The 23,152-nt window shown below is 45.5% G+C and carries 19 protein-coding genes; 10 read left to right on the forward strand and 9 right to left on the reverse strand.

What is annotated here, in order from left to right:
* The first annotated feature begins 16 nt into the window (after nucleotides 1-16).
* Both OKC24_RS00785 and OKC24_RS00790 read left to right on the forward strand, forming a co-directional pair.
* Nucleotides 17-742, forward strand: coding sequence for an ABC transporter ATP-binding protein (locus tag OKC24_RS00785; RefSeq protein WP_131276000.1), 726 nt, complete (start codon nucleotides 17-19; stop codon nucleotides 740-742).
* A 1-nt stretch (nucleotide 743) separates the two neighbouring features.
* Complete coding sequence (locus OKC24_RS00790; protein WP_265464517.1) at nucleotides 744-3,245, forward strand: ABC transporter permease; 2,502 nt, start codon at nucleotides 744-746, stop codon at nucleotides 3,243-3,245.
* A gap of 35 nt (nucleotides 3,246-3,280) precedes the next feature.
* Here OKC24_RS00790 and OKC24_RS00795 read toward each other — a convergent pair whose 3' ends face one another.
* Nucleotides 3,281-4,096: a rhomboid family intramembrane serine protease gene (locus OKC24_RS00795; protein WP_131275998.1), complete on the reverse strand. Its 816-nt coding sequence runs from the start codon at nucleotides 4,094-4,096 to the stop codon at nucleotides 3,281-3,283.
* Between the two features lie 77 nt (nucleotides 4,097-4,173).
* On the opposite strand from OKC24_RS00795, the gene mtgA reads away from it, so the two are divergent.
* Together mtgA and ppk1 are read left to right on the forward strand one after the other, a co-directional pair.
* Nucleotides 4,174-4,848, forward strand: a complete 675-nt coding sequence (gene mtgA, locus OKC24_RS00800) for a monofunctional biosynthetic peptidoglycan transglycosylase (protein ID WP_130144163.1) — start codon at nucleotides 4,174-4,176, stop codon at nucleotides 4,846-4,848.
* Nucleotides 4,849-4,974: 126 nt separating this feature from the next.
* Nucleotides 4,975-7,056 carry a polyphosphate kinase 1 gene (ppk1, locus tag OKC24_RS00805; RefSeq protein ID WP_131275997.1) on the forward strand — a complete coding sequence of 694 codons (2,082 nt, stop codon included), beginning with the start codon at nucleotides 4,975-4,977 and terminating at the stop codon, nucleotides 7,054-7,056.
* A 21-nt stretch (nucleotides 7,057-7,077) separates the two neighbouring features.
* On the opposite strand, the gene OKC24_RS00810 is transcribed toward ppk1, so the two are convergent.
* From OKC24_RS00810 to rubA, 5 genes are all read right to left on the reverse strand, one after another.
* Nucleotides 7,078-7,719, reverse strand: coding sequence for a transcriptional regulator (locus OKC24_RS00810; protein ID WP_130144161.1), 642 nt, complete (start codon nucleotides 7,717-7,719; stop codon nucleotides 7,078-7,080).
* A gap of 690 nt (nucleotides 7,720-8,409) precedes the next feature.
* Nucleotides 8,410-9,315, reverse strand: a complete 906-nt coding sequence (oxyR, locus tag OKC24_RS00815) for a LysR family transcriptional regulator OxyR (protein WP_005008203.1) — start codon at nucleotides 9,313-9,315, stop codon at nucleotides 8,410-8,412.
* 13 nt (nucleotides 9,316-9,328) lie between these two features.
* A complete protein-coding gene (gene estB / locus OKC24_RS00820) occupies nucleotides 9,329-10,267 on the reverse strand; it encodes an esterase EstB (RefSeq protein WP_005008206.1) in 939 nt (312 codons plus the stop codon).
* A 56-nt stretch (nucleotides 10,268-10,323) separates the two neighbouring features.
* Nucleotides 10,324-11,505 (reverse strand): NAD(P)/FAD-dependent oxidoreductase, encoded by a 1,182-nt coding sequence (locus OKC24_RS00825; protein ID WP_130144160.1) that lies wholly within the window; start codon nucleotides 11,503-11,505, stop codon nucleotides 10,324-10,326.
* A gap of 78 nt (nucleotides 11,506-11,583) precedes the next feature.
* On the reverse strand, nucleotides 11,584-11,748 hold the full coding sequence (gene rubA, locus OKC24_RS00830; RefSeq protein WP_005008208.1) for a rubredoxin RubA: 165 nt from the start codon (nucleotides 11,746-11,748) through the stop codon (nucleotides 11,584-11,586).
* A gap of 494 nt (nucleotides 11,749-12,242) precedes the next feature.
* On the opposite strand from rubA, the gene OKC24_RS00835 reads away from it, so the two are divergent.
* Nucleotides 12,243-12,785 (forward strand): adenine phosphoribosyltransferase, encoded by a 543-nt coding sequence (locus OKC24_RS00835; protein ID WP_131275996.1) that lies wholly within the window; start codon nucleotides 12,243-12,245, stop codon nucleotides 12,783-12,785.
* Between the two features lie 44 nt (nucleotides 12,786-12,829).
* On the opposite strand, the gene OKC24_RS00840 is transcribed toward OKC24_RS00835, so the two are convergent.
* Nucleotides 12,830-13,336 carry a YqiA/YcfP family alpha/beta fold hydrolase gene (locus OKC24_RS00840; RefSeq protein WP_130144158.1) on the reverse strand — a complete coding sequence of 169 codons (507 nt, stop codon included), beginning with the start codon at nucleotides 13,334-13,336 and terminating at the stop codon, nucleotides 12,830-12,832.
* Between the two features lie 445 nt (nucleotides 13,337-13,781).
* On the opposite strand from OKC24_RS00840, the gene lysS reads away from it, so the two are divergent.
* Together lysS and OKC24_RS00850 are read left to right on the forward strand one after the other, a co-directional pair.
* Nucleotides 13,782-15,311: a lysine--tRNA ligase gene (gene lysS / locus OKC24_RS00845; protein WP_130144157.1), complete on the forward strand. Its 1,530-nt coding sequence runs from the start codon at nucleotides 13,782-13,784 to the stop codon at nucleotides 15,309-15,311.
* A 238-nt stretch (nucleotides 15,312-15,549) separates the two neighbouring features.
* Complete coding sequence (locus tag OKC24_RS00850) at nucleotides 15,550-17,019, forward strand: capsule assembly Wzi family protein (RefSeq protein ID WP_130144156.1); 1,470 nt, start codon at nucleotides 15,550-15,552, stop codon at nucleotides 17,017-17,019.
* A 436-nt stretch (nucleotides 17,020-17,455) separates the two neighbouring features.
* Here OKC24_RS00850 and trpS read toward each other — a convergent pair whose 3' ends face one another.
* Complete coding sequence (gene trpS / locus OKC24_RS00855) at nucleotides 17,456-18,469, reverse strand: tryptophan--tRNA ligase (protein ID WP_130144155.1); 1,014 nt, start codon at nucleotides 18,467-18,469, stop codon at nucleotides 17,456-17,458.
* Between the two features lie 190 nt (nucleotides 18,470-18,659).
* Between trpS and OKC24_RS00860 the strand changes: the two genes are divergently transcribed.
* Both OKC24_RS00860 and ypfJ read left to right on the forward strand, forming a co-directional pair.
* Nucleotides 18,660-19,604, forward strand: a complete 945-nt coding sequence (locus OKC24_RS00860) for a DUF808 domain-containing protein (RefSeq protein WP_130144154.1) — start codon at nucleotides 18,660-18,662, stop codon at nucleotides 19,602-19,604.
* A gap of 31 nt (nucleotides 19,605-19,635) precedes the next feature.
* Nucleotides 19,636-20,538: a KPN_02809 family neutral zinc metallopeptidase gene (ypfJ, locus tag OKC24_RS00865; protein ID WP_131275995.1), complete on the forward strand. Its 903-nt coding sequence runs from the start codon at nucleotides 19,636-19,638 to the stop codon at nucleotides 20,536-20,538.
* A gap of 77 nt (nucleotides 20,539-20,615) precedes the next feature.
* Here ypfJ and OKC24_RS00870 read toward each other — a convergent pair whose 3' ends face one another.
* Nucleotides 20,616-21,170 carry a hypothetical protein gene (locus OKC24_RS00870; RefSeq protein WP_130144152.1) on the reverse strand — a complete coding sequence of 185 codons (555 nt, stop codon included), beginning with the start codon at nucleotides 21,168-21,170 and terminating at the stop codon, nucleotides 20,616-20,618.
* A 227-nt stretch (nucleotides 21,171-21,397) separates the two neighbouring features.
* Here OKC24_RS00870 and OKC24_RS00875 point away from each other — a divergent pair, with 227 nt between their 5' ends.
* Nucleotides 21,398-22,897: a cation:proton antiporter gene (locus tag OKC24_RS00875; RefSeq protein ID WP_130144151.1), complete on the forward strand. Its 1,500-nt coding sequence runs from the start codon at nucleotides 21,398-21,400 to the stop codon at nucleotides 22,895-22,897.
* Nucleotides 22,898-23,152 lie beyond the last annotated feature (255 nt).

The following is a 23,152-nucleotide window of genomic DNA, read 5'->3' on the forward strand; positions in this document are numbered from 1 at the left end:
TGAAGATAGGAAAGATATGAGCCAAATTCCGACTGACCCATCCATCTTGCCACAAGCGATAATTTCTGCACAGCAATTGACACAAAAGATACAGCTGGGTTCTCAAGAACTGTGCATTTTTGAGCAGATCAATTTAGAAATTTTTGCCGGGGAACAGGTGGCGATTACCGGCCGTTCGGGTTCAGGCAAGTCAACGCTGCTGGGCATTTTGGCCACGCTGGATCAGGCCAGTGCAGGACATCTTAAGGTCTGCGGAGAATCCATTGAGCAGTTAAATGAAGAACAGCGCGCCGCCGTGCGCTTGAAGCATATTGGCTTCGTTTTTCAGTCTTTTCAATTGCTGCCGCATTTGACGGCGCTGGAAAATGTCATGCTGCCGCTGCGTCTGCATCCACACTTTCACTATGCGGCCGCCGAGAAAAAGGCGCATGCATTGCTCACTAAAGTGGGGCTGGCGCGCCAAGCCATGCAAACCCCGAAAGTATTGTCTGGCGGCGAACAGCAGCGGGTTGCTATTGCCCGCGCGCTGGTCAGCGAACCGGCAATTATTTTTGCCGATGAACCCACAGGCAATCTGGATGGTGCGACTGCTAAAGAAATTGAACGGCTCCTGTTCCAGCTGAACCGTGAATTGGGGACAACTTTAATTTTAGTGACGCACGATCCGCAACTGGCAGCCCAGTGTCAGCGGCATTATGAGTTGGCGGATGGGCAGCTGATTGAGCATAGGCAGGGAGGATGAAATGAATGCTTTATTTCGTCCTTTATTGACGCAAAGTTTTAGAAGCACAGGAGGCTATTTGCTGCTGATTGCGCTGACATTAGCAATCAGCGCCACGACAGCCTTGAAGTTCAGCAATGAGCAGGTGCAGCAGGCTGTGGCGCTGCAGGCAGCAGAAATGCTGGCTGGAGATTTGATGCTTTCAGACAATGAGCCGATCGCCCAGTTTTGGAAAGACTTAGCATCCCGGCAGCAGCTGCGGCAGTCCGAAGTCACCATGTTTGGCACCATGGCGCATACAGCAGATCAGTTTGTCATGGTCAATGTAAAAGCCATTGATCCCAGTTTTCCCTTAAGGGGCGAGCTGCGTGTCAGGCCTGCGGCGAAAGCCATTCAGCCGGGTGAAATCTGGCTGAGCCAGCGGGCAATGGATTTGCTTCATCTCAAAATAGGCGATGCGGTGCAGATTGCAGACGGCACATTTAAGGTGGCCGCCAAAATTGCTCATGACTCCAATCAGGAGCTGGGCTTCAGCGGGTTTTCACCGACTGTAATTATTTCACGGCAAGATGTGGCAAAAACCAATGCCGTACAGACGGGCAGCCGGATTGAATACCGCCTGCTTCTGGCAGGCGATGCAAAGCAGACGCAGCAATTTGAACAGCGGTTCAAACAGCTCCGCCCCGTCAGAAAAGAAGGGGAAGGCGATCAGCAGAATGTTGCAAATGCTGAAAATCAATCTGCAGATGAACACAGCAGCCTGCGTCTGATAAATGCCAGTGAAGGCAATACTCGTTTGATGAAGCCGATTGCCAATTTGGATACTTTTTTGCAGCTGGCGAATATCTTAACTATTCTGCTGTGCGGGATTGCCATTGCTTTAACCAGCCAGCGCTATGTACAGCAGAATCAAGACTGCATTGCGCTCATGCGCTGCATGGGCGCATCCAAACAGCAGATTCTTTGGGCCTATTTGTCATTGCTGGCAGTGGTGTTTGGGCTGGCGGTCATTTTGGGCAGCGCTGCCGGCATTGCCTTGGGCTACGGCTTGCTGCAGCTGATGCTGCAGTTGATTCCGCAATTGAATATTGCATTCTCCGCGCTGGATATGATGCAGGGGCCTTTGCCAATTGCGATGCTGACCAGCGCTGCGGTGCTGCTGGGCTTTGTCATGCCTAGCCTGTGGCAATTGCTGCACACGCCGCCGATACGGGTGATCCGCCAGCAGGAAAAATCAGTGCAGTCGATGCTGTGGATGCTGCTGGCAGGCACCGCCAGTTTGGCGCTGTTCAGCGCTGTGCTGACTGAGAATCTGATGCTGACGGCATGGGTAATTGGCGCCATTATGGTTTTATGTACAGTCCTGTATGCTTTTATTTGGGCTGTGTTGAAATTCATCCGAAACTTAAAGATCGGTATTTCTGCCTATGTGCGTACGCCGTATCAAACCGCATTTCAAATTACGGCTCTGGCGCTGGGTTTGAGCTTAATTACGGTATTGGCTGTATTGCGCACAGACTTGCTGGAGCGCTGGCAGCAGCAATTGCCCGCAGGCACGCCCAACCAGTTTGTTTACGGCTTGCCGCCCATGGACATGCCGGCCTTTCAGCAGCAGCTGCAGGCGCATGGCTGGAAAGGCACGCCGCTGTATCCGAACATCCGCGGACGGCTGGTCGCCAAAAATGATCAGCCTTTTGCCGATGAGCTGGTGAAAAACAATAATTCATTGCGCCGTGAATTGAATTTAACGCAAGCTTCGGCACTTCCTGCCGACAATAAAACGGTCAGCGGCGCAGCCAAATTCGGCCATGCCAATGAAGTTTCGGTTGAAATCAAAACCGCGGAAGAACTGGGCATCAAAATTGGTGACCGCCTGACATTCAGTTTGCCTGAGGGCATGCTGCAGGCAAAAGTCGTAAATTTGCGCAGTGTGGAATGGGAAAGCTTCAGTCCCAATTTCTTCTTTATTTTTTCTCCGAAGAGCATGGATGAAAATGCTGGCAGTTATCTGGGCAGCTTCTATGTGCCTGAAGCCGAAAAACCGCAGCTGATTCAGCTGATTCAGCAGTTTTCCAGCACTGTATTTATTGATGTGACCTTAATTTTGGATGAAGTGAAGCGTGTGGTCAGCCTGCTGGTGCAGATCATTACGATATTAGCCGTTTTGGTTGCGCTATCCGGCATTTTAGTACTGGTTGCCTGCCTGAATTTACTGATGGATGAACGCAAGCGAGAAGTGGCGCTGCTGCGTTCATTCGGCAGTTCCAAGCACAGGCTGAAACGCATGCTAAGTCTGGAAATTGGCTTTATGGGCTTAATTGCAGGTGTTGTTTCCTGCCTGTTTGCAGAAGTGATCAGCGCTATTGCCAGCTACCGTATGGAACTGGCCATACAGCCGCATTGGGAAATCTGGCTGATTTTACCCGTGCTGATGACACTGCTTTGCGCGCTGATTGGGCGCTATCGCCTGAGTTACCTGACGGAGATTCCGCCTTTGCAGAGCCTGCGCGAGATGAATCAGTAATTCATCTCAGCTGTTTTGCAGTACCGGCGCTTGGCCTAGCGTATAGCGCTGTTCATCATCAGCACCAGCTCTTGCCAAAGCGGTTCAATATAGACCACCAGAGACAGGCAATACTGATACGTGATCCAGCACAGCGCTGCGCCAATCAAGAGGCTGCAGCAATTCACCGCAGCGCTGTGCTGAATTTTCTGCCCCAAATACCATGCGCCTGCCAGAAATGCCCCCATCAGCATGCCGCCGATATGGGCTGCATTGTTGATGCCGCTAATCATAAAGCCCATGGCTAAGTTAATGGCCATGACGCTGACTAAGGTCTTTTTATCCAGCAGGAAACGCTGCTGAGGCAAGACCGGGAACAGTGACAGTACAGTGAGTGCGGCGCCAATCCCCATCACAGCGCCAGAAGCGCCTGCACCGACACTTGGCAATAATTCGCGGTTGGCTACGCCTAGGCGGATGAGTTCATAGCTGTCTTGAATAGAGACGTAGCCGCTCAGCAGAGAGCCGCTGATGCCGGCTAAAAAGTACAGTCCGATAAAATACACGCGCCCCAGCATCTGTTCAGCAATGCTGCCGAAAATATACAGCGCCCACATATTCAGCATCAGGTGAATCAGGCCAAAGTGAAAAAACATGCTGCTGATGAGGCGGATGGGTTCCGCTAAAAAACTTAAAGGCGCATAATCAGCACCCCAGCGGATAGCATCAGCGGTGCTTGGGCTGCTGATATCCATGCCATGCAGTACTTGCCACGCAAATAGGCCGACATTGACAGCGATCATCAGTGCGGTGAACCACCACAGGTGAATTTCCAGTTTACGGTTTACTTGAGGAGGAGAAAGTTCTGGCATGCTATTCTTTTGGATGATTATTCGTTTAATAACAAGCTTAACATGAAAAAAGCAATTTTCAGGAGCATCAGACTGACATGAAAGCCTTTCTTGCCCGCACTTTACTCATACTTTTCAGTTTAGTGCTTTTGGTTCAGTTATGGATTTTTGCCAGTTTAGCGTGGTGGCGTACCCATCCCGTTGAAACCACAATGATGATGCGCCTGGACTATTGGTCAGACCCGTCAGAACCGATTAAGCACCAATGGCGTGACTATGACAAAATCAGCGATTATGTGAAACATGCAGTTGTAGCGGCAGAAGACGGCAAGTTTCTGCAGCACAATGGTTTTGACTGGGCCGGCATGCAGTTTGCGCTTGAACGCAATAAAGACAAGGGGCGGGTAGTAGCTGGCGGCTCAACCATTTCACAGCAGTTGGCAAAAAATCTTTTTCTTTATAATAAGCGGTCATTTGTACGTAAAGGTCAGGAAGCTGTCGCGACATGGATGATGGAGCGCATGTGGTCTAAGGAGCGCATTTTGGAAGTGTATTTAAACTCGGTGGAGTTTGGTGAAAATATTTATGGCGTGGAAGCCGCGTCACAGCATTATTTTGGCAAAAGCTCGCGCAGTTTAAGCCGTGAGCAGGCTGCATTCTTGGCCGCCATTTTGCCGAATCCAAAATATTATCAAGACCACCGCAACGACCCTAAGCTTAAATACCGTAAGCGCATGATTCAAAAATACATGCGTTACAGCCATATTCCATAAAGCTGTGGCCGAAGTAAAAATTTTTGATAAAAAGCCTGGATTTCTAGGCTTTTTTTTATGAAATTGTCATAAATTTGAAGCATACTTAGCGTTATGCACCGCACTTTCAAAAATCATAGGTTAGACATGAATACGGCAGCTGACACATCTTTGGCATCTACTGAATATACTTATAATGATCGCTACATCAATCGTGAGCTTTCGATTTTAGATTTCCATCTGCGTGTTTTGGAACAGGCGGTTGACCCCTTGCATCCGTTGCTTGAGCGCATGAATTTCCTGCTGATTTTTTCACGGAATCTAGATGAGTTTTTTGAAATCCGTGTTGCAGGCATGATGGAGCAGCTGGATTTGGGCAATGAAAGCCATACGCCGGATGGTTTGACGCCAAAGCAGGTTTTAGATCAAATTTCAGCGACTGCGCATGCGGCGATTGAGCGCCAGTACCGTATTTTGAATGAAGAAATTCTGCCTAAATTGCGTGAAGAAGATATTTGTTTCCTGCGCCGCGGCGAACTCACGCCAGCCCAGTCGGCATGGGTGAAAAAGTATTTTCAGGAACAAGTTGCGCCCGTACTGACACCGATCAGCCTCGATCCTGCGCATCCTTTCCCGCGCTTGGTGAATAAGAGCCTTAACTTTATCATCACCCTAGAGGGTAAAGATGCTTTTGGCCGGCAAATTGATTTGGCTGTTGTGCCTGCACCGCGCTCACTGCCTCGGGTTGTGCGCTTGCCGGATGAGCTGACAGGCGGCAAAGAGCATCATGTGATGCTGTCGGCGATTATTCATGAGCATGTGTCCGATTTGTTCCCAGGCATGACGGCAACAGGCTGCTATCAATTCCGTGTGACACGCAACGCCGATTTAGCCTTGAATGAAGATGTCGAAGACTTGGCGAAAGCATTAAAAGGCGAGTTGAACTCACGCCGTTTTGGCCGTGCAGTACGCTTGGAAGTCACGCATAATTGCCCTAAGCATATTTATGATTATCTGCTGGACGAGTTTGATCTTGAACAAGAGCAGCTTTATAAAGTCGATGGCCCTGTGAACTTAGCGCGCTTATTATCCAACTTTAAGCGCCCGCACTTGCGTTATGACTCGCATACGCCGGTCATTCCCAAAGTGCTGAAAAAAGCTGAGAATATTTTCAGCGCAATGCAGAAGCAGGATATTCTGCTGCATCATCCATTTGAATCTTTCGCGCCTGTGATTAATTTGCTGCGTGAAGCTGCGCGGGATCCGCAAGTTTTAGCGATTAAGCAAACCTTGTACCGCAGCGGCCCCGATTCCGAAATCGTGCAGGTGCTGGCGGAAGCTGCGCGCAACGGCAAAGAAGTAACCGCTGTAATTGAATTGCGCGCCCGTTTTGATGAAGAATCAAATATTGAGGTTGCCAATGTGCTGCAGGAAGCAGGCGCTGTGGTGGTCTATGGCATTGTGGGCTACAAGACGCATGCTAAAATGATTTTAGTGGTGCGCCGTGAAAATAATAAGCTGGTGCGCTATGTGCATTTGGGCACAGGCAATTACCATGCCGGCAATGCCCGCATTTATACAGACTATGGCTTGCTGACTACGGATAAAGAGCTGTGTGAAGATGTGCACCGCATTTTCCAAGAGCTGACCGGCATGGGCAAAATGGCGAAACTGAAAAAGCTGCTGCATGCGCCATTTACTTTGCATGCACAGCTGATCAACTTTATTGACGATGAAATTGCCAATGCCAAAGCAGGGAAGCCTGCACAAATTATTGTGAAGGTAAATGCCCTGACGGAAGTCCAGCTGATCAACAAGCTTTATGACGCGTCGCAGGCGGGCGTTCAAATCGACTTGATTATCCGCTCCATTTGCTGCCTGCGCCCAGGTTTGCCAGGCCTGTCAGAAAATATCCGTGTCCGTTCGATTGTCGGCCGTTTTCTGGAGCATACCCGTGTCTATTATTTCAGCAATAATGGCGATGCCCGTATTTATTGCTCTAGCGCTGACTGGATGGACCGCAATTTGTTTAACCGTGTAGAAGCCTGCTTCCCTATTGAAGATGCGGCGCTGAAGAAGCGAATTTATCAGCAAGGTTTAGTGAATTACTTAAAAGATAATCAGCAGGCATGGCTGCTTCAGGCTGATGGAATATGGGTGCGGGTGCAAGCGGCTGATGCTGAAGAACCGCATAATGCGCAGCGTATTTTACTGGATTTAATCAAGTAATTGAATAAACAAAAAAAGGGCTTAGCCCTTTTTTTGTTTATTCTGCAGGGCGATTTTCCGGAATATATTTTTAATAAAGCTGTATATTTGATATTCAGAGGCTTTTAAAGAGGACGCAGTTTCTGCTGCTGATTCTGAGTGGCTGATGTGTCCTAAAATTTGCGTTTCTGCAGGGCTGAATAAATGATGAGCTGGCAGATTGCTGGCTGAGCTGAACTGCTTTTGCAGCAGTTGAGCCAGCTGCGGATGCAAAATGGCGCCGCCGCTTAAAATGCACTTAAGATGCTGAAATTGCTGTTCTGCAGGCGCATCACTCAGCAAATAGGCATCCGCGCCGAGTTGAATCGCCTCAAGAATTTCAGCCGACTTGAATATGCCTTCATGAATTGTGATGAGATAACTGAACGGATAAAGTTGCTTGATGTTCTGAATGGCGCGCAAATTGCTGCGGTCTTGAATATTTAAAAAAACTAAATTGGGTAAATGTTCAGCGGTGACTTGATTTGCTTGTTCTTCGGAATTTGCAGATAACACCAGTTCTTCAGGGTAACCTAAGTCTTTCAAAATGATATGCAAGACGATGCTGTGCGGCTGCAAGGCCGGCGTGATTCTGCCCTGATGAATGATCAGTACGGGCACAGGCAGAATTAATTCGTTATGCATGAATAGGGTCACTCTAACATCAAAAAATTATGAATATGGTTATGCTTTGTTTTTGAAACTTTGCCTTAGATTGACGTAAATATCTATCCCTAGAAATAGGGATTTAAATCAATGTATTATATTTAAGTTGTTGTTGAATAATATTTATTTTAATAATCATGTATTTTTCTTGTTTAATTGGGCCGCTGGTGATGCAATGTGTAAACTTTGCTGAAGAGGAAGGTATTGGATCACTCTGCCAAGGGCGATATGCAGGCAGAGTAAAAAAACTATAGCTGACTATTCTCTTTTTATATGCGCTGATGCACGGCTGGCTGTACAGTAAATAAAGAGAAGGGGCGGTGCATTCATTTTTGGATATTAGTTGTTAAGTATGATGAAAATCACAAAAACAAATTCAAATTGATCATTTAAAAGGGATTATATTTGCTTTTAATCAAATAATTGTTAAAAAATACCCAAAAATAGGGATAGGACAAAAGCTGATGGCGTTCTAGTATAGCCGCATCTTCTGACTTATCTGGCTAGGAAGAAGATTTATCAAGGATACAAATGATTTGATCTTCGAGTTTGAAATCATTTGTATTATTTCCTTAAAAGGGCAACCGAATTGGCTTGCCTTTTTTCTTTTTTTCAATTGAAAAAAAGGAGCCATGCAGGCTCCTTTTTAATATAAGAATTACAGTCGTATTAATGCAGATTGTGCATGATTTTTTGCATGATTTGCAGTAAGACGTCGAACTCGCTCTGCAGCGGCGTACTCTTGCGGGTAATCAATGCCAATGTCCGGCTAGGGCCTGCTTCAATGGGTTTAACAGCTATGTTTGCATCGGCTTTAAGCATATTGGCATGCAAAGCAATTTCCGGCAGCAGGGTAAAGCCTAGGTCTGCAGAAACCATTTCCACTAAGGTCGGCAGTGAGCTGGCTTTTAAGCGGTGGTCATTTTTACGCTCGCCAACCGGGCAGGCGCTTAATGCGTGGTCACGCAGGCAGTGGCCTTCCTCCAGCAGCATCAAGCGTGATAAATCTAAATCATCTAGAGAAACGGCATTGGCAGCGTTTTGGTCAGCTCGGTTATAAACTAAATATAAGCTTTCTTTTGCAATTTCAGCAACTTTCAGGCTGCGTGTATCAAATGGCAATGCCAAAACAACCATATCTAAGTTGCCGTGCTCCAATTTTTCAACAATTTTCTCACTCTGCGCTTCATGCAGATGCAGCTGAATTTTCGGCAGCTGCTTGTGCACTTCATCCAGCAGCTGTGAAAGAATAAATGGCGCAATGGTGGGAATAATGCCGAGATGCAAATCGCCTGTGAGCGGCTCACTCATTTCACGGCTCAGGCGCATTAAGTCCTGCGCATCGGCCAAGAGAACACGTGCTCGGGCAACAACCTGCTCACCAAGCGGTGTTAAACGGACATTTTGACGGTCGCGTTCAACAAGTACGCCGCCTAACAAACGCTCAAGCTCCATAATGCCGCCAGACAATGTGGACTGGGTGACAAATGAACGGCGCGCAGCTTCAGTAAAATGCAGCGTTTCTGACAGCGTTACGAGATATGACAGCTGTCTTAGAGATGGTAATGCAGCCATAGTGACCTAATGTTTATGAATTAAAGTGATCAGCAAATAAACCGCTAATATATGGAATAAAATGCGGAGGGATATCATGCCCCATTCCATCAATTAATTCAAATTTAGCGCCGGAAATTGCTTTCGCAACAGCTTTGCCATGGCTGGGCGGGAGCAGGCGATCGCATGACCCGTGAACAACCAAGGTTTCTTTCTGTATTTGTTTGTCCAGATTCAGCAGTGAACCTGTACATAATATTGCTAAAAACTGTTGAAGTACACCCGCTGGATAATAACTTCGCTGATATAGCTTGCGGGCGGTTTGGATGGCTTCCAGCTGATTGATATAGCCAGGCGATCCAATAATGTTGAAAACCTTCAGGCTATGATTGACGATTCCTTCTTCGTCATGTGATTCAGGCTTGCCAATCAGGCTGAATAATTGCTTTGGGAACGGCGGCGGCAAGAGCGGCTGATTGTTGCTGGTGAACATTAAGCCCAGCTTATTGATTTTTTCAGGATATTTTGCCGAAAGGATTTGCGCAATCATTCCGCCCATTGAGGCGCCAATGATATTCACTTTGTCTAAACCCATGCGGTCAATCAGCAGCGAAACATCTTCTGCCATATCATGCAAATTATATGGCGCGCCTTGATTTTCCAGCCCCAGCATAAATCGGCCCATCAGTTTGAGGGTATTCAGGCGCGGGCCTTTATTTCTGATTTTTGAAGACAGTCCAATATCGCGGTTATCAAAACGGATAACCCGGTAGCCTTGATCGATCAGGGATTTGCAAAAGAAATCGGGCCAATACAGCATTTGAGCGCCTAAGCCCATGACCAGCATGATTGGCGGATGTTCTGGGTTTCCCCCAGCTTCTACGTGCAGCTCAATGCCATTGCCTAAATCGACTTTGGTTTCATGCATAAATGCTGTGTACGGAGAATTGTTAAATTGTAATGCGCTATTCATTATTATTCTCCCCATATAAGGACGTTTTATGTGAAAAACGTCCTTATATTAAACGCTTAAATGGATGCAGGAATCAAGTCCGGAACCTGCTTGGTTAACGCAAGGCGCTGTTTGCCAGCGGCAGCGCCCAGCAGCACGAAGCCGCGCAATGTGCCTGCGCTGTCAGTCGCTTTCGCCAGCATGCCGTCTTCTGTTTCCTCTGTTTCCCATGTGACGTCGGCATCCACGGGCGCAGGCAATACCGTCAGCGGCGCAGCAGGCGTTTTCACCGCGACGGGCATAGCCGGATAATGCACCGCGGTCTGCTCGCCGTTAAGCGTCTTCGCCAGCGCGCGCGCCTGCTGCATGATCGGCATGACGTAAGGCAGCAGGGTGCCATTGACTTCGGCACAGTCGCCCATGGCATAGATATCAGGCAGGTTGGTTTCTAGGCCGGCATTGGTCAAGATGCCGCGGCTGGTATGCATGCCAGCCGCTTTCGCCAAGTCAATATTCGGCTGCAGGCCAATTGCAGAAAGAACGGTATCCGCTTTCAGGCTCTGTCCATTGGCTAAAGTGACTAAATAGTGGCCATGGCTGGCTTTGGAAATTTTTTCGACGGTAGTCCCCAGTACAAAGTGAATGCCGGTCTCTTCTAAATTCTCTTTAAATGCCTCTGCAACATGCGCTGGCAATAAGCGGCCCAGCGGCTGTGGCGCAAGGTCAATGACGGTGACGCTGTGGCCTGTATTTTGCAAATCATTGGCAAATTCACAGCCAATTAAGCCTGCGCCTAAAATCACCACACGCTTATCGGTACTTTGATCGATTTGGCTGCGGAAGGCTTTATAGTCATTCAGGCTGTTTACGACATGGATGTCATCGCTGCCATCACCTGCGATCGCAAGACGGATTGGATTTGCGCCGACTGCTAAAATTAATTTGGAATAGTTTTGAATTGCTGCTGAACCCTCAGTGTTCTCAAGATGCAGCTGATGCGCGGCGGCATCAATCGATTTCACCCAAGTGTGGTTGATGATTTGCATATTTAACTGCGCAGCCATTTTTGCTGCATCGCCTAATGCAATTTGCTCTGGCGCCTTTTTGCCCGTATAGGCATTGGATAAAGTGGGTTTTGCGTAGTTCGCTGCGTCATCGCCACAAATCATGATAAGTTCTTGTTCGGCGTTCAGCTTGCGGAATTCACGTGCAGCTGCATAGCCCGCCATACCTGAACCAATAATGACAATAGGGTGCATACTCTACTCCAAGCGCATTAATCTATTTTTAAAGACGTAAAAAAAGACCATAACGGCATGGTCTTTTGTTTTTATGAATTAAATTTCAACCATTTCAAAGTCGGCTTTTGAAACACCGCAATCCGGGCAAGTCCAGTCATCTGGAATATCGTCCCATTTTGTGCCGGCGACAATACCGTCTTGCGGCCAGCCTTCTGCTTCGTCGTAAATCCATCCGCAAACGATGCATTGATACTTTTTCATTTGATTCTCCAAAAACTGATCTAAACCGGGGATCAGCTAAAATTCCAGATACTGCAAGACTCTAATAATATGACTTTAACAGCAAACTCTTGGCGTAAATTTTTACGCAGTTCTGATCATAAAGTAAAGTGAATAAGAGTTTAATCAGCGAAATAAAAAGCAGAATGTCCAGCAGGGACAAAAAATGTCAGAAAAATCACGATTTACATAATTTTTGTCTGACAATTTAAAGGCTGAGTACAGCAATCAGATTCAGCATGCGGCGGGCGCCAGTCTTAATGAAGACTATCTAGACTAAAGTCGTGAAGCTTTTTGAATGGCTATTTGTTAAATTATGATCAGGATATTGCATAGCTAATATTTATTTAAAAAATGATGATAATAAAATCAATGGCTTATGTAATTTAGAATCGCTTGTAAATTAAAATTGGCTGTTCATTGTTCGAATTTAGCGTTAAAATTCATACATTCCTTTCTTATTTTATATTTCTCCTATGAGCACTTTGTCTACTGTATTGTGGTCGAACATTCGTACTGTCCAAAATTTTCCAAAACCAGGCATCTGTTTCTATGACCTTACGCCGTTATTTATGAATAACATTGGACAGTTGACAGATGCTTTGATCGAAAGCATTCCTGCTGAGCAGTTAGCGGAAGTGGAGAGTTTTGTTGCTGTTGAAGCGCGCGGTTTTGTGCTGGCCAGCCTGCTGGCGCAGCGCACTGGAAAAGGCCTGATTTTAGTTCGCAAAGCGGGTAAATTGCCGCCGCCAGTGGTTGGTGTGGGCTACAGTTTAGAATACGGCTTAGACCGTTTGGAAATGTCTGCAGATATCAAAGGCCAAAAAGTTATTGTGGTTGATGATGTGCTTGCGACAGGCGGAACTTTGCGCGCAGTGAAGCAGCTGGTTGAGAAATGCCATCATCAAGTGCTTGGCGCGAGTATTTTCCTGGATTTACCCGATTTGCATCAAGATTTAGGCATGAATATTTGGTCTGTTTTGGATGAAAAATCTAGACCGGAATCAAACGCAGCCTAAAACTGCCGCCTGAATAAAAAAGCCCTGCTTCAAACAGGGCTTTTTTATTTGCTTAAGAATGACTGTTCAATTTGCTGAATCAGCATGTTGATATTCTCTGGATTTTCCAGACGGTGGTGTCCGCCTTCAATTGCCTGAATTTGCATGTAGTCTTCCAGCTGTTCCTGAACATTATGCATATCCAGCATTTCATCTCCGAGTTCTAAATAGGCCAGCTGCGGAATGTCATTGTCTAAATCATCATTGCATATGGCGGGATAGTCTTCTCTGAAGTTGGGAGTTAGGCTGGGGTTGGCAATGACGCAGGGAATGCGGTGCGCTGCAGACATTTTAAGCGCCCAATAGCCGCCTAAGCTATGGCCTACAATAATTTCCGGCTTAATTTTCTCAATGATTTCATGATAAAAGTCGGCAACTGTCTGAAAATTCAGGTTGCGGTAATCGACATCAATGCAAAATTTCTGCTTTGCATCAATTGCATGGAATTTTGTAGATTCACGCGATGAATCTAAGCCATGCAGAAAGAGTATTTTTGATACACATGCACTCATTTTTTTTGTTCACACTGGCTTTATCTATGAATAATGAAGGTTGAAAATAAGTTACTTTTCAACAAAACTTGCTTAATATTGTAGTGCGGGAGAGCAAATAAATAATTTAGATTTTGGTCTAATCTACTAAGGGCTTAGAGTTGGCTTAAGGCAGGATTCAAGAGGCGGCAATTCAAGGATAAAGTTTTATTTTTTATATTGTAAATTCAATCAAGCTCTCTTGAATTTTGACCAGCATGCGAAACGGCTGCTGGCTTTGCTGGCAATAAAAATCAATCAGCTGCAAGGCAATGGTAAAAAATTTGGGGGAGGAATGAATTTGCAGAAATCTGGCTGCAATGCAAGCGCAGAATTGCAATTGAAATGATTGGATTGCCTTCGAATTTTGATGTATTTCTGCTATGCTATGCGACTTCCAATTTTATTTAATCTATTCGAGGCAGAGATGACGCAAAATAACGCTCAATCGACTTCTGAACAACACATTTCCGAAAACGATTTAATTGCACAGCGTCATGCCAAATTAAAGCAAATTCAGGACCGCGCAAAGGAAACTGGCGTTAGCCCTTGGCCGAATACATTCAAGCGTGAGCATTATGCTCAGGACTTGCAGGATCAATTCGCTGAAAAAACAAAAGAAGAAATTGAAGCCGGTGAACCAGTTCATGTTTCAGTAGCCGGCCGTGTGATGCTGAACCGCGGTTCATTCATCGTGATCCAAGATATGACCGGCCGCATTCAGCTGTATGTGCCGCGTAAAGAACTTGCGCCTGAAATTTTAGAAACTGTAAAAAGTTTAGACCTTGGCGATATTATCGCTGTTCAAGGCTACATTGGCCGTTCAGGTAAAGGCGATCTTTATGTTCATATTGAGCATTTTGAGTTATTGACTAAATCACTTCGTCCGCTTCCAGACAAATTCCACGGTTTGACCGATACCGAAGTGAAATACCGTAAGCGTTATTTAGACTTAATCGTGAACGAAGAAACACGTAAAACTTTTGAAATCCGCGCAAAAGTCGTGTCTGGGATTCGCAATTATTTAACAAATGAACGTTTCATGGAAGTTGAAACGCCAATGATGCATGTGATTCCAGGCGGCGCATCTGCACGTCCATTTGAAACACATCACAATGCTTTGGATATGCCGCTATTCTTGCGTATTGCACCTGAACTGTATTTAAAGCGTTTGGTTGTGGGCGGTTTTGAGCGTGTTTTCGAAATTAACCGTAACTTCCGTAATGAAGGTGTTTCGACTCGTCATAACCCGGAATTCACCATGATTGAATTCTACCAAGCGTATGCAGACTACAAAGACTTGATGGCTTTGACTGAAAGCATGCTTGAGAAGCTGGCAATCGACATTCTAGGTTCTACAGATGTGCCGTATGGCGAAGAAGTCTATAGCTTCAAAGGCCCATACAAGAAAATCTCAATGTTTGATGCGATTCTTGAACACAACCCAACATTCACGCCAGAAAACGTGGCTGACCGTGAATTCCTTGCAAAATTCATCAAAGAAGAATTGAAAGAGCAAGTAAAACCAGGCTTTGGTTTGGGTAAACTTCAAACGATTGTATTTGAAGAAACGGTTGAAACCCAGCTTCGCCAGCCGACATTCATTACGGAGTATCCTGCGGAAACTTCGCCATTGGCGCGCCGTAATGATGACAATCCGCACATTACGGACCGTTTTGAATTCTTTATTGGCGGCCGTGAGCTGGCCAATGGCTTCTCGGAATTAAATGATCCAATCGATCAAGCAGAGCGTTTCCAAGCGCAAGTTGCAGAGAAAGATGCAGGCGATGATGAAGCGATGCATTATGATGCTGACTTTATTGAAGCGCTGGAATACGGTTTGCCGCCTACAGCAGGCGAAGGCATTGGTATTGACCGTTTGGTGATGCTGTTTGTGAATGCGCCGAGTATCCGTGATGTGATTTTGTTCCCGCACATGCGCCATAAAAATGTATAAATATTAAGCCCTAAAAAACCCGCCAAGTGCGGGTTTTTTTTGTTTTTAGTAGTGGGATTTTAGGTTTAATTTAACCATTTGCTAAAAAAATAGAGAAATAAATTATTTTTAAGTTATTGTATTTTTAGTGTTATTTTGTATTTATTGTGTAATTAAATAAATTAAAATGCAATGTTTAGGTTAAAAATCATGAAAATAATACACAATTATATTGAATGATCGTGATCTTATATAACGCATGAAGAGAAAAGTCTTATCCGCATTGGCTCTTGCTATGGCTGTTCAGTCTGCTTGGGCGCAAGGCATTGTTCTGAATGATGAAGCGCTCCGTTCAGATTTAAACTGGCTGAATCAGCAGGGTGTGATTCAAATCAGCACCTCAACATGGCCAATGAGCGGTGATGAAATTGCGCGTGCTTTATCTCAGGCGCAAGTGGATACTGCGGCACAGCAGAAAGTGATGCAGGCCGTGCAAAATAAGCTGAATGCGGACAATGCAATGATCAAGGCTGAGCTGTTCGCCGAGTCTGATCAAAAAAATATTCCGCAGAATTTTGGCGATCATCAAAAGGCTCAATATCAAGGCGCATTAGAGTTTAATGCAGGTGCTGAAAACTGGGATGTTAAATTGCGCGCCAATGCAGAAAAAGATCCGCAAATAGACAATGATCAGGATGTAAATTTAGAAGGCTCTTATTTAGCTGGAAAATTATGGAACCAATGGCTGATTGCTGGACAAATACCAAGCTATTGGGGACCGGGTCATGACGGCAGCTTAATCCGCGGAGATGCCAGCCGCCCAGTGTATGGTGTGACTTTACAGCGTGCAGACCAGAACGCATTTGAAACGAAGTGGTTATCTTGGGTTGGGCCTTGGCAGTACCAAGCATTTGCTGGGCGCTTAGATGATTATAAAGCTGTGCCTGATGCGAACTTGATTGGTTTGCGTATTACGGCTCAACCATTGCCATATTTGGAATTAGGCGCTTCACGTACTTTCCAAATTGATGGTGAAGGGCAGCCAGGCAGCGCTAAAGCTTATTGGAATGCATTTATTGGCAAAGACAATGAATGTAATGAGCAAGGTTGTCGTGGTGAAAACAATCCGTCAAATCAAATTGCTGGTTTTGATGGCCGTTTAAATCTGCAGCCATTAGTGCAAGTGCCTGTCAGTTTGTATGGTCAATATGTCGGTGAAGATGAGGCAGGCGGATTACCAGCCAAGAAAATGTATCTCGCGGGTGCGGATTATTCTTCAGCACTGAACGAAATGCCTTATCAGCTTTATGCTGAATGGGCAGATACTCGTACTAATGGCGAATCACGCGGTATTTCTTATAACCATCATATTTATACTGACGGATATTATCAGCACGGCTATCCGCTCGGCCACGCCATGGGCGGTGACGGTCAAATGGTGTCTGTCGGCGGCAATATCCGCATCGATCCGATGAACCGTGTCAATGGCCGTGTGCTGTTTGCCAAAATGTCAGGTGTCGACAGCCGGCCGGATGTGCGGAAAATCAATGCGGCTTTTCCGGCAGCAGATGAAATCAAAGCCTTGGATTTAACCTGGACACATTATCTGCGTCCAGATTTGCCATTGCAGCTGAATGGCTGGGTAAGTGATTCAGATCGGCAAGGCAACGATGCCGGCGCTTCAGTTGGGATTGAATTGCCTTTAGATAAGCGGCTGTTCAGCTACTAATTTACATGCGGCAATGATGCAAAACAATAATCCCGGCTTAAGCTGGGATTATTATTGGCGTGATTTTTATCTATTTATAGAAATCAGGTATTGGATATCGCTGCGGTAAGCGTGAGCAGCGCTGAATCTAAGGCAAAAAAATACGCAATGATTGGGGTTTTCATTGCGTATAACAACGAATCTGCTTTCACAGATCCGGTAAAGGAGAAATGTATGACTTCAAGTTTTCTTAAAACTTGGGATCATTTTAAGATGAACGATGAGTCATTTCATTAGCATTTAGGTTAGTATGTGTTAATCAGTGTGAGTAAATGATAATTTTTGTGACTTGTATCTCTATGTTTTGTAATCATTGCTTCAGCATATCTAAATAAAAAAGCCTTTCGTAAAGAAAGGCTTTTTTATTCACAAACCGTGAATGCGGGTGAGCAGCGATTTAGAAGTGGAACACACCCAAGCCGGACTTCACTTCATCTAAAGTTTGCTGTGTGATGTCACGGCATTTGTCTGTGCCTGCTTTTAGGATATCCATGATGTAATCCGGATCTTTGGCAAGTTCCATGCGGCGTTCACGAATCGGCGTAATCAATTCTTTCAGCACGCCTTCAAGGCGTTTTTTCACCGTGCCGTCACCCAATCCGCCGCGGCGGTAGTGCGCTTTCAGCTCTTCAACCTCTTCTTTATTGGTGTCAAAGGCGTCTAAATAGGTAAAGACCACATTGCCTTCAACTTGGCCTGGATCTTCAATGCGCAAGTGATTTGGATCGGTATACATCGCATTTACCGCTTTTTTGATGTCCTTGTCAGATGCATCCAGCACAATGGTGTTGCCCAATGACTTAGACATTTTTGCTTTGCCGTCAAAGCCGGGCAGGCGGCCTACGTTGGATAAAAGCGCTTTGCATTCAGGCAGAATATCATGGCCAATTTGGCGGTTCAGGCGGCGCACGATTTCATTGGTCTGTTCAATCATTGGAATCTGATCTTCACCGACAGGCACGACAGTCGCTTTAAATGCAGTAATATCCGCTGCTTGCGCCACCGGATAGCATAAAAAACCTGCTGGAATGTCGCGCTCAAAGCCGCGCATTTGAATTTCAGATTTAATCGTTGGGTTGCGTTCCAAGCGTGACACAGTCACAAAGTTCAAATACAGCATGGTCAATTCGTTTAACGCCGGCAAACAAGATTGAACGCAAATCGTTGTTTTTTCAGGATCAATGCCAACGGCTAAATAGTCCGTTGCGACTTCAATAATATTGCGGCGGACTTTTTCAAAGTTATCCGCATTATCTGTCAGCGCTTGAGCATCAGCCAGCAGAAGGTGCTGATGGTGAGAATCCTGTAAACCTACGCGTGAACGTAAAGAACCGACAAAGTGACCAAGGTGAAGTTGTCCAGTTGGACGGTCGCCAGTCAAAATCACTGGACGATTATCTAAATTGCTCATTATTTATTCCATAATAGCAGCCAGCGCTGCTTAGGTTTCTCAAAGAATGGCAACATTGTACGGCATTATTTTTTAATATGTCAGTCACAATAAATCGCAGATGAAAAATATCCATGATTTAATCAAGTAAATACAATATAAAATTTTAAAACACATTAGAATTGCAGAAAAATGACCAGGAAAAATAACAATGGCCAGCAGCCTTTTATTGCTTTTAGATGATATTGCGACAGTGCTGGATGATGTTGCTGTAATGAGTAAAATGGCCGCCAAAAAAACGGCGGGCGTTTTAGGAGATGATTTGGCGTTGAATGCGCAGCAGGTTAGCGGCGTGCGCTCTGAGCGTGAGCTGCCTGTTGTTTGGGCGGTAGCGAAAGGATCATTTATCAATAAATTGATTTTAGTGCCTGCCGCATTGCTGATCAGCGTGGCTGCGCCGTGGCTGATTACTCCATTATTGATGATTGGCGGCTTATTTCTGTGCTATGAAGGCGTAGAAAAAGTGCTGCACAGCCTGCAGCATAAAAAAGCCCAAACCGAAGATGTCGCCAGTCAGGAAATGCAGCAAATTGAAACCGATCTGGTGACATTTGAAAAAGAAAAAGTCAAAGGCGCCATACGGACGGATTTTATTTTATCTGCTGAAATTGTGGTGATTTCATTGGGGACTGTGGCGACAGCGGCATTTACCAGCAAAGTAATGGTCTTGTCGGTGATTGCAATTGTGATGACTGTAGGTGTCTATGGTTTTGTGGCCATGATTGTGAAAATTGATGATCTGGGGCTATATTTAACACAGCAAGCCTCTGAATTTAAAAAGGCCATTGGCCGCGGTTTGCTTGCATTTGCACCTAAGCTGATGAAGCTGCTGACCATTGTCGGCACCATTGCCATGTTTTTAGTGGGCGGCGGCATCATTACGCATGGTGTTCCGCAGCTGCATCATTTGATTGAAGGTTCTGTAGATTATGCAGAGCATATCCCTACGGTTGGTAGTATTGTCGGCGCTTTAACACCAACTTTGATTAATTTAGTCACTGGCTTTGCAGCCGGTTTGATTGTCCTGCTGATTGTTGCCTTAATTCAGAAAATTTGGCCAAAATCCAATAAAGCCTCATCTGAAGAAACACATTGACAGCAGAATTTAAAAAATAAGGAAGATCACTATGCGCTGGAAAGGCCGAAGGGTAAGCAGCAATGTTGAAGACCGCCGCGGCGGCGGAGCCAAAGCCGGCGGCATCAGTATTTTGGGCTTAGTGGTTGCATTTGTCGCGTGGAAATTTTTTGGCGCAGATCCGCAGCAGGCATATCAAGCGACGAAACAGGCCACCCAGCAGGCGTCTTCAGCGGAAGTAAAAGGGCTGGACAATCCGACGCCGGAACAGCAGGAAGCCATGGATTTTGTCGGAACGGTTTTGGCGGACACGGAAGATACCTGGTCTGAAATTTTTAAAACGCAGCTGAATATGCAATATGCAGCGCCTAAATTGGTGATGTTCAATGGCGCAGTCAACTCGGGCTGCGGCACAGCACAGTCGGCAATGGGCCCGTTTTATTGCCCAACGGATCAAAAAGTCTATATTGATACCGCATTCTTTAAAGATATGCGAACACAGATGGGCATTGTCGGCGAACAGAATCAGACTGAACTCCAGCGTCAGGATCAGGCTGGGGATTTTGCTCAGGCCTATGTGGTGGCTCATGAAGTTGGGCACCATGTGCAGAATTTGCTGGGCATTTCATCTCAGGTGCAGAAAGCGCAGACGCAAGCGTCTAAGGTTCAGGCCAATCAGCTGTCTGTACGCTTAGAACTGCAGGCAGACTGTTTTGCAGGCATTTGGGCCAATAAAAATCAGGAGCGCACACAGTTCCTAGAGCAGGGTGATGTTGAAGAAGCGATTGATGCTGCGCATAAAATTGGCGATGACTATTTGCAGAAAAGCGCAACGGGGCAAGTTGTGCCAGACAGTTTTACTCACGGCAGCAGCCAGCAGCGCATGCAATGGTTTGAGATGGGCCTTAAATCTGGAAAAATTGACAGCTGTGATACTTTTAAGGCTTCAAGCTGATTTTTGAAATGAACGGATCAAAAGAGGATAAAAATATCCTCTTTTTTTAGCTTTGGCGAAGGGCTGCGCTAAATAGCTTATTTATGAATGAATTTATTTAAATTGCGCAATATGCGGATGCTGACATACAGGGCGGCCAAGGCAAATAATCCTATGCCAAAAACCACATATTTCAGATTGGAAATATCAGCAGCATAAAACTGCCGAATTTGCGAGTTCGGGTATTGGAGCGACTGGCGCTGCTGGGTTCGGCTGTCAGTGAAATTTACCTTTTGAATATAATAAAAATTTCCCGCATGAATCAAATCGGCATCATGAATTTGACGGGTTTGCTGCTGGTTATAGTCATCAATGCAGATTTCAGGATAGTGCGCGCAGCTGGTTTTGGCGATATAGCCATTTTGCGCAATCGCAATATATGCAGCCTGATCCGGTTTTTGATTATTGGACAGCAGCACCAGCTGCTCTTTGGCTGTGGATTGCACATGTATTTTTTTTGCTTGCACAAAATTTTGTTCTGCCCGGAAAATTTCATTGCTTTTCGCCAGGCAGGTCAAAATTAAGGCTGCTGTCACAATAAAAATAACGGCGGCAAAGCAAATGCGGAAAATAAGCTTAATGGTATGATGCATAAGAAAAGCACAGACAGTATAAAGTTAAAGCGGATGCATAAAAATTCTGCATGAAGCGCTATGTTATCGCAATGCATGCATTTGTGAAATAAACTTAATTGATACATGTGGAGGCCTATACTTTTAGTACAATATTTTAAATATAAATGATATTTTTTAGATCATTTATCCTTTGAATAAATGCGTGGATTCCCCGCTATAGCGCGCAGCACAGAATTGGATACAGAATGGGAAACTATTTTTTCTTACAGGTCTTCACAGTCATTTTTGCACTCTCCATTGCAACGACGATTTTTAATAAGCGGATTTTAGACTTTCCGCAAGCCATTGGCGTACCGCTGGTCTCCGCGATTTTCGTGTTTATTTTACAGTGGGGCGCCAGCCTGCTGAATGGTAATCAATTTATCACCATTAATATCCATAATATTGAAGAAGCTGTCCGACATATTGATTTTTATGACTTTTTGATTAATGGTGTCATTTGTTTCATTCTGACTTCTTCTGCGCTGAAGTTTAAGGTTTCTGATTTACGCAGTTATTGGAAACCCATCAGTATTTTAGCCAGTATTGCTTTAGTGCTTTGCGCAACGTTTTTTGGCTTGGCCTTGTACGGCTATCAGTTCTTGGTGGGCCAGCCTGTAGAGTTGCTGGTGCTGCTGCTGCTGGGTGCGGCTTTAGGCGCAACTGACCCGATTGGCATTAAAGGCGTGCTGAGTTCGGTACGCGCGCCGCATCACTTGATCGTGAAGCTGGAAGGCGAATCCCTGTTTAATGACGCCATGTGTATTGCCTTATTCATGACGCTGATGAATGTGCTGCAAGGCGCGCATGTTACCGTTTTCGGTGTGCTGAAAACGCTGCTGTATGAAATTGTAGTGGCTGTCATTATTGGCTGGGGATTTGGGCAAGCGATTCTGCGCCTGCTGCGCGGCAAGCATGAAATGGAATCATTGATTTTAACCACTGCTTTATTGGCCTGCGGTTCTTATTTGGTAGCGCTGTTTGCGCATGCTTCTGCGCCTATTGCCTGTGTGATTGGCGGCCTGATTGTCGGCAACCGCTGGAAGGAAATTCTAGAAGCGCGTGAAATCCGCGAAATAAATCATTTTTGGCACACGGTAGAAGGCATTATCAATTCGTTCCTGTTTACCTTGATTGGCTTGGAACTGTTCATTCTCGATCTCAGTGTCAGCCTGATTTTAGGCGGCATTGTGGCGTTTTTTATCCTGCATGCTTCACGTTTTGCGGCCAACTACCTGTCATTCGCATTTTTCCCCAGTTTCCGCCATAAAAGCTATAACGGCAGTTTAGCTATCTTGTCCTGGGGCGGAGTGCGCGGCGGTATTTCGCTGGCGCTGATTTTAGCGGTGGCCAACGTGCCTGAACTGAGCGAATACAGCAGTATTTTAATTGGCTATACTTTTATTGCGGTATTGCTGTCAGGCATTGTCTGCGGTTTAGGCTTGCCAGCGGTGATGAATGCGTTTTATCACAACCCAAATGAAGAAACACAAGGCTTTAAAGGCTGGTATCAGCGCATGTGCCATAAAATGAACCGCAAAGGTTTTCAGTATATTGTGGGGGAAGATGCGTTTGGCAATGAAAATATTACGGTATATAAGCCGGAAAGTTTAATTGATGAAAAAGCGGATGATGGTGTAGCGGCTGTGCATAATCCTGAACGGGTGCAGGAAGTGAAAAGACTGGAACATCCAGATAACTTCTAAAGCGGTAAATGGCGGATTCGCAAGAATCCAGCATTGTGCAAAGGCGGAATTCCTGAAGAGGGATTCCGCTTTTTATCTTCAATTGGTGCTGCAGATAGGGCTGGCCCATGCAGCAGGCGCAGAAGGAAGCAAAAACCCCGTATGGTTACAAAAAATAGCGTGAAGTGAATCGCAAAAACAAGTGTTTGTTATTTATTGCTAATTTGAAAAATAAAATATGAAGATGCAAGTAAAAAAATGACCGCTTTCAAGCAA

This window comes from Acinetobacter entericus (genome assembly GCF_026168575.1).
Taxonomy (GTDB): domain Bacteria; phylum Pseudomonadota; class Gammaproteobacteria; order Pseudomonadales; family Moraxellaceae; genus Acinetobacter; species Acinetobacter bouvetii.